The following is a 13,282-nucleotide window of genomic DNA, read 5'->3' on the forward strand; positions in this document are numbered from 1 at the left end:
GGCTCAGCGCAGCTCGTCCACAATCTCCGACAACGTCTGCAGCTGTATCGGCGACGGCTGATAGAGGCACACGGTGTCCGAGACGCCGTCGACGCGATCGCGGATAGCCGCGGCGATCTCCTTCGGCGTGCCGCACGCCGCGATGGTGTGCAACATCTTGTCGTCGATGAGGTCGCCCATCTCCTGCCAGCGGCCCTGCTTCGACATCGCGTTGAGCTCGGGCTGCAGGTCCTCCCAGCCGTGCGCGGCCAGCACCGGCCGGTACGCCGGGGTCGACCCGTAGAACGCCAGCAGCCGCCGCGTCGCCGCGTGGTCCCCCGCGTCCGAGCCCGCCGACACGATGATCTCGGGAATGACGGCGAACTCCGAGGCCCCTCGGCCACCGGCCCGCAGGCCGTCGCGCACCGCCGGCATCGTGTGCTCGTGCAGAAACCGCTTCGAGCCGAACGGCATCACCAACAGGCCGTCGGCGTGCTCGGCCACGGCGCGGGTCAGCCGCGGCCCGAGCGCCCCGACGTAGATCGGTGGCGGGCCGTAGGGATTGGGGCCCGGGGAAAACGTCGGCGTCATCAGCGTGTGCCGGTAGTACTCGCCGCGAAAGTCCAAGCGGCCGCCCGTCTTCCAGGCCTCGAAGATCGCGCGGAGGGCCGCGATCAACTCGGTCATGCGGGCCACCGGGTGCTCGAACTGCGCGCCGAAGCGCTTCTCGATCTGCGGGCGGACCTGGGTGCCCAGGCCGAGGAAGAATCTCCCGCCGCTCAGCAGCTGGTGATCGTTGGCCTGGTGCGCCAGGTGGATCGGATTGCGCGGAAACGCGATGGCCACGTTGGTCATCAGGTCCAGCCCGCCCACGGTGGCGGCCAGCGTCAGCGGGGCGAACACGTCGTGCGGTCCCTCGAAGGTGGCCACACCGCCGGCCCCGGCGTCGCGCAGCGCCCGCGCCCGCTCGACCGCATCCACCGGCCCGTACAACGCGGTGAAGACCTTCATCCGGCCACCTGAGCACCTACTTAGACGGGCAAGGGAAATTCATCGTACGAAATCGTCAAAATGCGGTTGACTAAGGGACGTGACGAAGCCGCCGCCGGTTGTCGACGTGGTCGTGGTCGGTGCCGGCTTCGCCGGGCTGTCCGCGGCGCGCGAGCTGACCCGACAGGGCCATGACGTGCTGGTGTTCGAGGGCCGCGACCGGGTCGGTGGCCGGTCGTTCACCGGCAGCGTCGCCGGGTTGCCCGCCGACCTGGGCGGCACCTTCGTGGGCCCGACGCAGGAGGCCGTGCGGGCGCTGGCCGCCGAGCTCGAAGTGCCGACGATCCCGACCCACCACGACGGCAAGAACGTCATCCACTGGCGCGGCTGGGCGCGTCCCTACCACGGCACCATCCCCAAACTTTCGCTGACCGGGCTGCTCGACATCGGCCGGCTGCGTTGGCAATTCGAAAGGATCGCCCGCAGCGTCCCGGTGGCGGCGCCGTGGGACGCGCGCCGCGCACGCGAGCTGGACGGCATGTCGCTCGGCGGCTGGCTGCGCTCGGTGCGCGCCACGGCTTCCTCGCACGACCTGATGGCCATCGTGGCCCGGGTGACCTGGGGGTGTGAACCCGACGACGTGTCGATGCTGCACGCGGCCCGTTACGTGCACGCCGCCGGGGGGCTGGACCCGCTGCTCGACGTCGAAAACGGCGCCCAGCAGGACCGTTTCCCCGGCGGCACCCAGCAGATCGCCGAGGCGGCGGCCGCCGAACTCGGCCCGCGCGTGGTGCTCGGGGCGCCGGTCCGTCGCATCGAGCGGCACGGCTCGGGGGTCACGGTGACGACCGACGCCGGGTCGGCCGAGGCCGGCTTCGTCATCGTCGCCGTCCCGCCGGCCCATCGGGCATCGATCGAGTTCGCTCCCCCGCTGCCCGACGAGTACGAGCAGCTCGCGCGGAATTGGCCGCAGGGCCGGCTGAGCAAGGCCTACGCGGCCTACGAGACGCCGTTCTGGCGGGCCGACGGGTTCTCCGGGCAGGCGCTTTCCGACCGCGGCCCCGTGTTCATCACGTTCGACGTCAGCCCGCACGCGGACGGCCCCGGCATCCTGATGGGCTTCGTCGACGCCCGCGCGTTCGACTCGCTGCCCGGCGAACAGCGCCGCCGCGATGCGCTGCACTGCTTCGCCGCGCTGTTCGGCGACGAAGCGCTCAAACCCCTCGACTATGTCGACCAGCGTTGGGGCGCAGAAGGTTTCGCGCCTGGCGGTCCGACGGCCGCGGTGCCGCCCGGGTCGTGGACGCGGTTCGGGCGGTGGCTGCGCGAGCCGGTGGGGCCGATCCACTGGGCGGGTACCGAGACCGCCGACGAGTGGACGGGCTTCCTCGACGGCGCCGTGCGGTCCGGCCAGCGGGCGGCCGCCGAGATCACCGCATTGCTATGAGCTGATCCGGCTTGCCCGCACGTCGTGGGTCACCGATTCCACCAGGGCGCGCAGGTGCCGGTTGACCTCGCCGGGCTGTTCCAGCATCGAGCAGTGGCCGCCGGGCAGCTCGACCAGGCCGACCACGTTGGGCGCGGTGCGCGCGATCCTGCGGGACTGGCTGATCGGCGTCAGCCGGTCGCGTTCGCTGCCGATGACCAGCGTCGGCACGGTCAGCCCGTCCAGGTCGAGATGCCGGGACCCCAACGCGTCGACGAGCATCTTCGCGCAGCCGCCGCGCCCGGCCGGCGAGGTCTGCGCGAACAGCTCGCAGATCACCCGCGCGGCGCCCGGTTCGGCGCCGGCTCCGACCGCGAGCATCGCGATCAGATAGCGGCTGGGGACCCGGGTGCCGGGGGGCAGCGGGAACCCGCCGAAGGCGGTGATCAGGCCGCGGGCGGCCAGGACCCGCGCGTCGGAAAATCCGCGCGGCACCGACAACAGTCTCACCTGCCGCACCAGGTCCCCGGTGGTGGTGTTGATCAGCGCGACGGCGTCGGCGCGGCGATCGACCTGGTGCCGGTAGTGCGCCGACCAGGCGGCGATGGCGATGCCGCCCATCGAGTGGCCGGCCAGCACCGCGCGCTCGTGCGGCGCCAGGGTCGCCTCGAGCACCGAATTCAGATCGGAGGCAAGGTGTTTGAGGCTGTAGCCGCCGCGCCGCGGGACGCCGCTGCGCCCGTGGCCCCGGTGGTCGAACGCGATGACCCGGTAATCGGTGGCCAGGCCGCGGATCTGGTGTGCCCACGCCCGGATGGCGCAGGTGATGCCGTGCGTGAGCACGATCGGATAACCCTCGGGCGGCCCGAAAACCTCTGCGTGCAAAGGGGTTCCGTCGGCCGCGCGCACGGTCACGGCGCGGCCGGGCGGCAGTTCGCCGGGGAGCCGCTCACTTGTTCGACTCGATGACACAGCGCTCATCGCCGCTCCCCCTTCGAACGCGGCCACGTCGCCGCACTCCGGATGTAGGCGAAGTGTAGCCCTTGCTCAACGACGAACTGGTGAAAACGGCCCATTACACACCGCGAATTCGGGCACGATCGTGCAACAACGTGTGAGACGCTGGCTGCCGTGTCCCCGATGTCCCGTCGGGAGTTCCTCGCGACCACGACGAGCCTGGCCGGCGGGCTGGCGGCCGCCTGCACGCCGCCCCCGCCGGACACAGCGTCAGACAACAAAGCGGTGCTCGTCGTCGGCGCCGGCATGGCGGGCCTGGCCGCCGCGCGCAGCCTCGCCGACGCGGGATGGCCGGTGCGCGTCCTCGAGGCCCGCGACCGCATCGGCGGGCGGGTGCATACCGACCGCGGCTGGGGCGTACCGCTGGAGATGGGCGCGTCCTGGATCCACGGCACGACCGACAACCCGCTGATGGAGCTCGCGCAGCAGGCGCGGGCCCAGCTCGCCCCCACCGACTACTACGGGTGGGCGAAGCTGGTGGTCGACCCGCGGCTCCCGGCGCTCGAGTACGACCCGGAAACCTGGCGCACCTTCGTCAAACGGGCTCGGGGCCACGTCGACGGCGGCAGCCTGGGCGCCGCGGTGGACGGCGCGGCCACCCGGGCCGAGCTTTCCGACGCCGACCGGGCGCAGTTGGGGTTCTATGTCACCACCGAGATCGAAAACGAATATGGCGCCGGCGCGGACCAGTTGTCCGCCAACACCTTTGACCACGGCGATTATGCAGACGGTGACCAGGACGTCGTCACCAACGGCTACGACGCCCTGCCGCGGCTGCTCGCCGACGGGCTGCGGATCGAGCTGAAGACGCCCGTCACCGCGATTGCGCGGCGCGACAATTCGGTCGTCGTGCGCGCCGGGGACCGCTCGTTCGAGGGGCCCGCGGCAATCGTCACCGTCCCCTTGGGCGTGCTGAAATCCGGTGCGATCGCGTTCCATCCGCCGCTGCCCGAACTGCACGCCCACGCCGTCGACGCGCTGGGATTCGGGGTGCTGTCCAAGAGCTACTTTCGGTTCAACCGCCGCAGCTGGGCGGCCGAGAACGCCTTCTTCCAGTACCTCGGCGCCGAGCCGGGCGCTTGGTCGCAATGGTTCAGCCTGCCGAGCGCCGCGGGGCCGATCGTGTTGGCCTTCAACGCCGGTGACCGCGGCCGGTGGGCCGAGTCGGCGCGACCCGCCGAGCTGATGGCCAGCGCGCTACCCATCGCGCACCGGCTGTTCGGCGACGACGTCGCACCGGTCGAGGTGCGCAGCTCCAACTGGGCGGTCGACCCGTACGCGCTCGGCTCGTATTCCTTCCACGCTCCCGGTTCCGGCCTGGCCGACCGGCGCAGGCTGGCCGAACCGATCGGGGACCGGCTGTACCTCGCGGGTGAGGCCGTTGGGGTGAACAATCCGGCCACCGTGACCGGCGCCGTGGTCAGTGGCCGGCACGCCGCCGGCCGATTGATGCACCGGTTGAGCGGCTGACGGTCGCTACCGGCGCTCCAGCGCGCCGGCACAGGCATCGAGGATGGCGGCAAAGCTCGAGCGCAGCAGCCGATGGCTGAGCGCCTCCAACAGCTTTCCCCCGGCCCAGGCCGGATGGGTGTAGTTGGTCACCCAGTCCACCCGCGTCCCCTCCCCCGCGGCGGCGAACGTCAGCGTGCCGCCCTCGTGGTTGAACGGCGGGAACGAGCGGACGATGAGGTAGGAGTAGCTGTGCGGCCGGTCGTAGGCGGTGATCTCCTCGCGGAACCACGTGCCGACCCCGATCACCTCGCGCACGGCGCCGGCGCCGGGCCGCGGCGAATCCTTCGCGTAATCGGCCTTCAGCACCAGCGGAGCGGCGGCCAGGTTCGGCGGGTCGGCCAGCCAGTCGAAGACCCGTTCCGGGGCCGCGTCGATCGTTCGCTGCAAGTTGATCTGGACCACCCGACACATGCTAGACGCCGATGTCTCGCACATAATTGGGTAGCGTCAACGAACGGTACGCGATGACAACTGTGTTGGTGGACACGCACGATCTGGGTGAGGCCGAGCAGATCCTCGGTCAGACCTACGCCGCCGTGCGCATTCTCGGCACCGCAACCGACGGCGCCCGCATGAGAATCTCGCGAAGGTCGTTGGGCCCGCTGACCATCGACGACGGTGAGGTCGGCTACGAGTTCAGCTACGACGCCGAGTCCCCCGAGAAGATCTACCTGTGCCGGGTGCGTTCCGGGCTGGTGGAGGAGCGGCTACCCGACGGGGGGACGAATTCCGTTGGCGCCGAGGGGATCCTGGCATTTGGGGCGCTCGACGTGCCGTTCACCGGCCGGGTGAGCCGCGCGCACTGCGACATCGTCACGATCGACCGGGGCCTCTTCGATCGGGTGGCGACGATGGGCGGCGGTCGCCGGCCCGGACCGGTCCGATTGACCGATTCCCGACCGGTTTCCGCGGCGGCGGCCCGGCATTTGGTCCGCACCGTCGACTACGTGCGGGACGGCTTGCTGGCCGACGCGGCCACCAGCGGCGCGACGCTGATCGCCGCCACCGCGATGCAGCATCTGGCGGCCACCATGCTTGCCACTTTCCCGAACAACGCGTTGTTCGATCCGACGATCGAGGATAGCCGCGACACCACCCCGGCGTTGCTGCGGCGCGCGATCGCCTTCATCGAAGAGCACGCCGACAGCGACATCGGCATCGCCGACATCGCGCGGGCCACCTACGTCACGCCGCGCGCGATTCAGTTGATGTTCCGTCGCCACCGCGATTGCACGCCAATGGAATATCTGCGCCGGGTCCGGCTGCACTACGCACACCAGGACCTGCTGGCCGCCGAGCGGGCGCACACCACCGTCACCCAGATCGCCGCCAGGTGGGGGTTCGCGCACACGGGCCGGTTCGCCGTCTACTACCGCGAGGTCTACGGCCAAAGCCCGCATACCACGTTGCGCGACTGACGCTACGTCAGCTGTTTGAGCGTGGCGTGGGGGCTGTGGCCGTAGGTCTGCCGATAGAGCACCGCGAATCGCCCGGTGTGCGCGAACCCCCACCTGGCGGCGATCTCGGTGACGGTGCTGCCGGACGGCTCGGCGGCGATGAGATCGTCGTGCGCGCGCTGCAGCCGGACGCGACGCACGTATTCGGTTGGCGTGGTGTCTAGCTGACGCCGGAAGAGGTACTGCACCGCCCTGGGCGTCAGATGGACCGCGGCCGCGATGTCGTTGATGCTCACCTCGCCGGCTGCGTGGCGGTGGATATAGGCCACCGACTCCTTGAGCGCTTCCGGGAGTGTGGGGTCGCCGGCCAGGCCCTGGTCGGAGGCGGTGGAGGGGTAGCACTCGAGCAGCGCCCCGGCCAGCAGCGGGGCCAGTGCGGCAACGATCAGCGGCTGCTGGGCGGTATCCGGCGCGGCAAGCGTCGCAGTCGCGTAATCCAGCGCCCGATGCCATGCGCGCACCGCGCCGCGCGAGCGTGGGCGCCAGTTCAGGAACCGGATCTGGTGCGGCAGCGGGGCGTGCCCGTCCGCGGCGACCCGGTGCAGCGCGTCCGCACCGACGCTCACCACGTCGAACCGCGCGCCACTCACCCGCAGCGCGCACGACATGCCGTGCGCGACCAGGATGGGGCAATCGACGTCCGGGAACGGCCCCCCCGTCACGGTCAACGATCCCGCGCGGGGCTGGATCACGACAACGGTGTCGGCGGGCGGGACTTCGAAGGTCAATCGGCCCTGGATCGAGACCTCGTCGAGGGTCATCGAAGCTGTCGCGGAGCGCCGGTGCGTGACGGCGGAGCGGCCGGTGACGCCGCTGACGCGCCACCCCGGCGTGTAAGCGCCGGCATAGAACCGGCGGGTCGCTACCGGCTCGACGATGCGGAATTGCTCATACCGCACGGCGGCTCCGCTGTGGGCCGACCCCGGGTCGGGCGGGACGTTGGGACGCAGATCGACCTGGATCGCGTCCGGTACGCCGGCGAGCCCGACGGCCAGGCCGGGTGCCGTGCTGTCGGCGACGGCCGTCATCGGGGACCCGCCCCGCGGTCACCGGGTCGCGTCACGGTCGCATCACCGGACGCCCGCCGACTGAGACTCCGCGGGCAGCCGACGTTGCGACCCCAGCTGCCGGTAGATGTTCAGTGAGTCGAGCGCGATCCGGTCCCACGTGTAGCGGGACACCGCGCGGCTTCGACCGGCCGCTCCCATGCTCTCGCAGTGAAAGCTTTGGGCAAGCAGCCTTCTCAAGGCCTCCGCCAGCGCGGCGGGGCTGGGCCGCGACAGCAGCTGCCCGGTGACCCCGTCCACGACCGCGTCGCTCAGGACACCGACCGGCAGCGCGACCACCGCCACCCCGCTGGCCATCGCCTGCAACGCCGGCGTCGCGCGCAGTGGCCGCCGCGGCGTGCACACGACCACGTCGGCGGATCGCAGCAACGCCGGCAGGTCGTCGGCGCCGACCTTGCCGGCGAACCGGACCCGGTCGGATACGCCCGACTCGGCCGCGACACGTTCGAGCGCGGCCCGCGCACGGTCGTGACCGGGCCCACCGGCGGCGGTTTCGGCCAACACGAGTTCGGCGCCCATCACCCTGGGCAGAGCCCGGATGGCGATGTCGAAACCGTTGCATTCCAACGGGTCAGGCGCCAGGCAGAGAATGCGATGCAGGCCGTTGCGGGCGGCCGCCGGGCCGACCGGACTGAATCGCTCGACGTCGACGCCGCCGCACAGGCTCGACACCCGGGACCGGCCCCGACGCACCCGGGACAGCACGTCGACGTCGCCCGTGCACTCGGCGGTCACCCACGTCGCGCCCCGCGCCAACAGCGGCTCGATGCGTTCGCGCTCGCACTCGCGGCGGCCATCAGCGGGACGTGACGTCGCCGCCAGCCCCAGGAAGGTCTGCACCGTCGGCAGCCGCTGCCGGCTTGCGGCCAGTTGAGCGGCCAACCCGCCGAGCCAACCGTAGGCGTGCACCACTTCGGGCGCATCCGCCGACCACAGCCGCTCGAGGGTTTCCGCCCACTCCCCGACATACGGCAACACCTCGGCTGCCGAAGCCACCGCGCGGGGACCCACGCGGACCACCTTCGCGGGTCGCCGCCCTTGTTGCCGGACGTAGGCCGTCGCCTCGTGACCCCGGGCCGCGAGCGCGGCGCACAGCTGCTGGGGGTCGTCGTCGACCAGGTCATCACCGGTGACGATCGCGATCTTCACCATGGCCCACGGCCTACCCGGCTCGCCGCCGGCGAAACGCCGCCCCCCTTTCTCTTCGTCGGACGGCCCGACGTTTCGCATATCGGATCGTCCGGCGCCTTGGGAAGCGGCCGCCCACCGGAGGACACTGGGGAAATGACGACCGCACCAGAGCGCCCGCCGGTTGAGCTGGTGGTCCTGCTGGCGTCGGCGGGCGGACTGGACGCGTTGTCCATCGTCCTGCACGACCTGCCGGCCGAGTTTCCCGCCGCCGTCGTCGTGCAGCAGCACCTCGGCGGCCTCAGCAGCGTGCTCCCCACCATCCTCGGCAGGCAAACCGCCCATCGGGTCAGTTGGGCGCAGGACGGTCAGCCCGTCGTGCCGGGCCAGGTGGTGGTTTGTCCCCCGGGCATGCACCTGGAACTCACGCACGACGGCCGCTGTCGGCTGCGCGGGGTGGCGGCGCTGGTCGAGCGGCGCTTCGACCTGCTGCTGGCGTCGGTGGCCAAGTCGTACGGGGCGCGCAGCGTGGCGGTGGTGCTGTCGGGCTCCGGGCACGACGGCGCCACCGGCACCGTCGCGATGAGGCGGGCCGGCGCCATCGTCATCGCCCAGAGCCAGGAGACCGCCCAGTACCCGTCGATGCCGCTGGCGGCGATGCGTGCCGGCGCCGATCTGGTGTTGCCGGTGCACGAGATCGGGCACGCCCTGGCAGAGATCGTCGCCGGCGCGGCGCCCAGGCCCTCGGCACAGCGCCCGCCCGAGACCCACGGCGACCAACCGAGCGCCGCGGAGGCGGAACCGGCGGCCGACGGGCGCACCGCGCCCAACAGCGCGGCCGCCCGCGCCGAATTGGCCCGGCAGCGCGCGGCCGAGCTCAAGCGCAGGCGCCAAGATCTGTCCGAAGGGATCGGCGCCACGGCGCAGACCGTGGCCGTCGCGCAGCGCAGAGCCAACGAGTCGCTGCGCCGGGCGCAACTCGCCCATCAGGCGGCGTCGGAGGCAGCCGCACGCTGGGGGCAATGACCGTCAATACGGCTAGCCCACGACCTCCATCAGCAGCAGCGCCCCGCCGACGGTACCGTCGGCCGAACGGAACGACGTGCACACGACCCGCACCCGGGCCGGGCGCCCGCGCCGGTTGACCGCGTCCACCACGGTTTCCCCGGAGCTGTCCGGGTCGACGAACGCGTTGCCGATCAGCGGCCGCACGGTGTCCAGCGGCAGGCCGATGTCCAGTCCGGTCAGGCGGGATCCCGTCGTCTCGTCGGACCGCAGCCCCCACAGGTCCTCGCAGCCGCGGTTCCACACCACGACCCGCATTTCCCGGTCCACCACCACCATGCCCAGCTGAACCGAGTTGATCAGCGAATCCAGGAAGTTCTTGGCGTCGTCCAGTTCCACGCTGCGTTCGCGCAGCGTGTCGTTGATGGTGTGCAGCTCGTCGTTGGTGGACTGCAGCTCCTCGTTCATCGTCTCGAGCTCTTCGTTGGTGGACTGCAGCTCCTCGTTGGTGGTCTCGAGCTCCTCGACCGTGGACTGCAGTTCCTCGTTGGTGGTCTCGAGTTCCTCGTTGGTGGATTGCAGTTCCTCGTAGGCCGCCTCGAGCTGGCGGTTGGTCTGGACGACCTTGTCGAGCAGCGCGCGCGTCGCGGTGACGTCGAAGAACACGATCGACACGCCGAGCAGGCCGTTCTCGGCGTCGACGAGCGGGTTGACATGGATCTCGAACCACACCGTCTCGGCGCCGGGTCGCTGCCATTTGACGTCCGGGATCCGCGTCGAGCGCCGCTCCACCTTGGCCTGCTCGAGGTAGGCGCGCAGCTCGACCGGGCGGTAGGACACCTCGAGGTCGCGCAGGAGCCTGCCGATGTCGCGGGCCGACAGGCCGAAGATGCTCTCCGCCTGCTGGTTGATCATCGCGACGGTGTCCTCGCCGGTGATCACGATCTGGGCGACCGGGCTGGCGCGAAAGGCCAAGTCGCGCACGGTGGTCAGGCCCGGCAGGTCGGCGTGGCGGTCGTAGAAGGCCGCGGCCGGGTCGTAGCGGTCGACGGCGGCCTGGATGCCGGCGACCTTGCGGAAAATCCGGTTCTTGAGGTTCAGCGGAGCGAAGCGGTCGCTGTGGCTCAGTAGCATCTCGGCGTGCCCGAGGAACAGCGTGCCCTGGGGCGCGAGCGCGAAATGCAAGCGCCCCACCACGTTTCGCTGCGTCTCGGCATTGAGGTACATCAGGGTGTTGCGGCACACCAGCAGGTCGACGCGCGAGATCGGCGCGTCCTTGACCAGGTCGTTGCGGCCGAAGATGACCGCTCGGCGCAGATCCTTGTGGAACACGTAGCGGCCGTTGACCTGTTCGAAATAGCGGGCCAGCAGGTCCGCCGGCACCGACTCGACGGCCTTGGCGTCATACGACGCCGCGCGCGCCTCGGTCAGCGCCTCCTCGTCGATGTCCGTGGCGTAGATCTTGACCCGCTGGCGGAACGCGTCGGGGCCCAGCGCCTCGGCCAGCAACATGGCCAGCGTGTAGGCCTCCTGCCCCGAGGCGCATCCTGCGCTCCAGACCCGGATCGGGTCGGTGGGCCCCCGCTCGGCCAGCATCCGCGGAATGACCTCGGCGGCGATGAACTCCCACGCCTCCGGGTCGCGGAAGAATGCGGTGACGTTGATGAGGATGGTGTTGAACAGCGCCGCGAATTCTTCCGAGCTGGCCTGCAGAACGTCGAGGTACTCCTCGAAGGTGCTGTAGCCGGCCTGATCCATGCGGTGCCGGACCCGGCGCATCAGCGAGGTGCGCTTGTAGCCCGTGAAGTCGAAGCCGCGGGAATCCCGCATATAGCGCAACAAGGCCTCGAAGGCCTCGTCAGTGGCAGCGTCCATCAGCGTCCCGTTCGAATGCGCGTTCGGCGAAGGATTCGAACACTACTCGCAGGGTTACAGCTGGTTCTCGCGACCGACCAGTGCCCACACCGTCTTGCCCGACGACGTCGGGGTGGCCCCCCACGCCCGGCACAGCGCGGACACGATGGCCAGCCCGGAGACGATCTCGGCACCGCGGTAGGCGTCTTCGTGCCGGCCCGGCAGGTGCTCGCTGCAATCCGCGACCGCGACCGTGACGGTGTCGCGATAGCTCTCGATGATCAGCACCGGGGCGCTCTGGGTGTGGTCGAGGACGTTTTCGACGAAGACGGTGCCCACCGTAGCGGCGACCGGAACCAGGTCGGCGATGTCCCACTGGGTGAGCCAGTCGGTGATCATGGCGCGGGCCAGGCCGACGGCCACCCGGGTGGCGGGAAGCTCGCTGCGGGCCCTCCGGCGCACCGGTAACGGCTCGTCCCGCAGGGCATCCAGCGCCAGCTCGAGGTTGGGATGAACGGGGACGTACCGGGTCACGCCGCCGGCGGCGATCGCCCTTCGCACCTGCGGTCGCGCGCACACCAGCAGGATCGGGACGTCGGGCCAGGTGCTCACGTGCCAGCGCGCGCTGGTGAACACCGTCCAGGCCGACGCGGACGGCGCCGACAGGCCGTTGACGTCGACGATGACCGCCCGCGGCTCGTCGAGGGCGGCCTTGATCACGGTGTCGCGGATCGTCCGATAGGTGTTGCTGTCCAGCACCCCGTCCATCGCGAGAATCGGCACGTCCCGGTGGGGCGCCGCGTCGATCCGGACCGCCGACCGCCGCTCATCCACCGGCATCACCGCCGTCCGGGGCATTGGCCGCCAGGCGGTCGCTAAGCACGCTCAGAGCCCGTTCGCTTTCCTCGGCCAGCATGTTGTAGTGCCGCGACAGCAGCCCGGGACCGGCCCTTTCGGCCGATTGCCGCGCCAGTTTGGCCTTCTCCTGCAGGCTGCGCAGCGCGACCCATAGGGCGCCCTCGATCTCGGCGTCCCGCGCCGCCAGCAATGCATCGGCCGTCCAGGCGTGGCCGACGCGGCAGCGAAAGTGGCCGTCGGTGATCGAGGTCAGCGAGCCGTTGCAGTCGGGGCACGTGTATCCCGAAGGCGCACCCAGATCTTGGGTGTCGAAGTCGATCGCGAACCGCGACCTCATGGCGATACGGTTCTCCAGGTCCAGCGCCACGTCGGGTTCCATGACCGGGTCCTCGAATTCTTCCTGGGACAACTCTTTGAGGATCGCACCGATGTCGGCCGCCGCCGCCTGGCGATCGACCACGCCGGCGTGTTGTGCGTTGGCGGGCAGCGCCGGGAACAGCGCGTCTTGCGGTGACTGGCCGATGGTGGTGCCGCCGCGCGAGCGGATCGCGGCCAAGCCCTGCACGCCGTCGTCGAGCACGCCCGAGAGCAACACGCCGATCGCGCGGGGCCCGAACGCCAGGGCGACCGAGCGGAACAGTGCGTTGATGGCGGGCCGGTGCCCGTTCTCGGTCGGCCCCTCCGACAGCACTATATGGTGGTCGGCGACCAACAGGTGACGGTCCGGGCGGCTGACGTAGATACGGCCGGGCTCAAGGCTGTCGCCGTCCTCGGCGGCGACCGCCGGCAGCGGACCGCTGCGATTAATGATTCGCGCCAGTACGCTCGGCGCACCGGCGGGCACATGCAGCACGACGAGGTAGGCGTATGGCACATCCACCGACAAGCCGGCGGCCAACCGTGACAGCGCGTCAACACCGCCCGCCGAGGCCCCTATCGCGACCACTCCGCGCAGGCCGTCGCTTACATCGCCCATTTCGCTGGTCGCG

General features: G+C 70.7%; 12 protein-coding genes. 4 read left to right on the forward strand and 8 right to left on the reverse strand.

Annotated features, from left to right (window positions below; genetic code table 11):
• Nucleotides 1-3: 3 nt before the first annotated feature.
• A complete protein-coding gene (locus A5696_RS24085; RefSeq protein ID WP_067883490.1) occupies nt 4-990 on the reverse strand; it encodes a TIGR03617 family F420-dependent LLM class oxidoreductase in 987 nt (328 codons plus the stop codon).
• A gap of 79 nt (nt 991-1,069) precedes the next feature.
• On the opposite strand from A5696_RS24085, the gene A5696_RS24090 reads away from it, so the two are divergent.
• The gene (locus A5696_RS24090) at nt 1,070-2,416 is read left to right on the forward strand and encodes a flavin monoamine oxidase family protein (RefSeq protein WP_067883491.1); all 1,347 of its coding nucleotides are present in this window, start codon (nt 1,070-1,072) and stop codon (nt 2,414-2,416) included.
• Here the strand turns inward: A5696_RS24090 and A5696_RS24095 are convergent.
• Entirely contained in the window at nt 2,411-3,376 is a 966-nt protein-coding gene (locus A5696_RS24095; RefSeq protein WP_067883492.1) for an alpha/beta fold hydrolase, read from the reverse strand. The two genes, A5696_RS24090 and A5696_RS24095, sit on opposite strands and share 6 nt — an antisense overlap.
• 150 nt (nt 3,377-3,526) lie before the next feature.
• Here A5696_RS24095 and A5696_RS24100 point away from each other — a divergent pair, with 150 nt between their 5' ends.
• Nucleotides 3,527-4,882: an NAD(P)/FAD-dependent oxidoreductase gene (locus A5696_RS24100; RefSeq protein WP_067883493.1), complete on the forward strand. Its 1,356-nt coding sequence runs from the start codon at nt 3,527-3,529 to the stop codon at nt 4,880-4,882.
• 6 nt (nt 4,883-4,888) lie between these two features.
• On the opposite strand, the gene A5696_RS24105 is transcribed toward A5696_RS24100, so the two are convergent.
• Nucleotides 4,889-5,335, reverse strand: a complete 447-nt coding sequence (locus A5696_RS24105) for an SRPBCC family protein (protein WP_369803388.1) — start codon at nt 5,333-5,335, stop codon at nt 4,889-4,891.
• A 53-nt stretch (nt 5,336-5,388) separates the two neighbouring features.
• Here A5696_RS24105 and A5696_RS24110 point away from each other — a divergent pair, with 53 nt between their 5' ends.
• Nucleotides 5,389-6,342: a helix-turn-helix transcriptional regulator gene (locus tag A5696_RS24110; protein ID WP_067883495.1), complete on the forward strand. Its 954-nt coding sequence runs from the start codon at nt 5,389-5,391 to the stop codon at nt 6,340-6,342.
• A 2-nt stretch (nt 6,343-6,344) separates the two neighbouring features.
• Here the strand turns inward: A5696_RS24110 and A5696_RS24115 are convergent, their stop codons facing one another.
• Nucleotides 6,345-7,409, reverse strand: a complete 1,065-nt coding sequence (locus A5696_RS24115) for a helix-turn-helix transcriptional regulator (RefSeq protein WP_067883496.1) — start codon at nt 7,407-7,409, stop codon at nt 6,345-6,347.
• A 42-nt stretch (nt 7,410-7,451) separates the two neighbouring features.
• The gene (locus tag A5696_RS24120; RefSeq protein WP_067883555.1) at nt 7,452-8,597 is read right to left on the reverse strand and encodes a glycosyltransferase; all 1,146 of its coding nucleotides are present in this window, start codon (nt 8,595-8,597) and stop codon (nt 7,452-7,454) included.
• A 135-nt stretch (nt 8,598-8,732) separates the two neighbouring features.
• On the opposite strand from A5696_RS24120, the gene A5696_RS24125 reads away from it, so the two are divergent.
• Nucleotides 8,733-9,602 carry a chemotaxis protein CheB gene (locus tag A5696_RS24125; RefSeq protein WP_067883497.1) on the forward strand — a complete coding sequence of 290 codons (870 nt, stop codon included), beginning with the start codon at nt 8,733-8,735 and terminating at the stop codon, nt 9,600-9,602.
• Nucleotides 9,603-9,614: 12 nt separating this feature from the next.
• On the opposite strand, the gene A5696_RS24130 is transcribed toward A5696_RS24125, so the two are convergent.
• The 3 genes from A5696_RS24130 to A5696_RS24140 are packed head-to-tail and all read right to left on the reverse strand — an operon-like array spanning nt 9,615 to nt 13,269.
• A complete protein-coding gene (locus tag A5696_RS24130; RefSeq protein WP_067883498.1) occupies nt 9,615-11,456 on the reverse strand; it encodes a CheR family methyltransferase in 1,842 nt (613 codons plus the stop codon).
• Between the two features lie 54 nt (nt 11,457-11,510).
• Nucleotides 11,511-12,269, reverse strand: a complete 759-nt coding sequence (locus A5696_RS24135) for an STAS domain-containing protein (RefSeq protein WP_067883557.1) — start codon at nt 12,267-12,269, stop codon at nt 11,511-11,513.
• Complete coding sequence (locus tag A5696_RS24140; RefSeq protein WP_067883556.1) at nt 12,262-13,269, reverse strand: chemotaxis protein CheB; 1,008 nt, start codon at nt 13,267-13,269, stop codon at nt 12,262-12,264. Before A5696_RS24140 ends, A5696_RS24135 begins: the two co-directional genes overlap by 8 nt.
• Nucleotides 13,270-13,282: the final 13 nt, after the last annotated feature.

Origin of the sequence: Mycobacterium sp. E2699 (assembly GCF_001666745.1) — a bacterium.
Lineage (GTDB): Bacteria > Actinomycetota > Actinomycetes > Mycobacteriales > Mycobacteriaceae > Mycobacterium.

Coding starts and splice junctions, on each gene's coding strand:
- A5696_RS24085 (WP_067883490.1), bottom strand. CDS start 990: ATGAAGGTCTTCACCGCGTTGTACGGGCCGGTGGATGCGGTCGAGCGG.
- A5696_RS24095 (WP_067883492.1), bottom strand. CDS start 3,376: ATGAGCGCTGTGTCATCGAGTCGAACAAGTGAGCGGCTCCCCGGCGAA.
- A5696_RS24105 (WP_369803388.1), bottom strand. CDS start 5,335: ATGTGTCGGGTGGTCCAGATCAACTTGCAGCGAACGATCGACGCGGCC.
- A5696_RS24110 (WP_067883495.1), top strand. CDS start 5,389: ATGACAACTGTGTTGGTGGACACGCACGATCTGGGTGAGGCCGAGCAG.
- A5696_RS24115 (WP_067883496.1), bottom strand. CDS start 7,409: ATGACGGCCGTCGCCGACAGCACGGCACCCGGCCTGGCCGTCGGGCTC.
- A5696_RS24125 (WP_067883497.1), top strand. CDS start 8,733: ATGACGACCGCACCAGAGCGCCCGCCGGTTGAGCTGGTGGTCCTGCTG.
- A5696_RS24130 (WP_067883498.1), bottom strand. CDS start 11,456: ATGGACGCTGCCACTGACGAGGCCTTCGAGGCCTTGTTGCGCTATATG.
- A5696_RS24140 (WP_067883556.1), bottom strand. CDS start 13,269: ATGGGCGATGTAAGCGACGGCCTGCGCGGAGTGGTCGCGATAGGGGCC.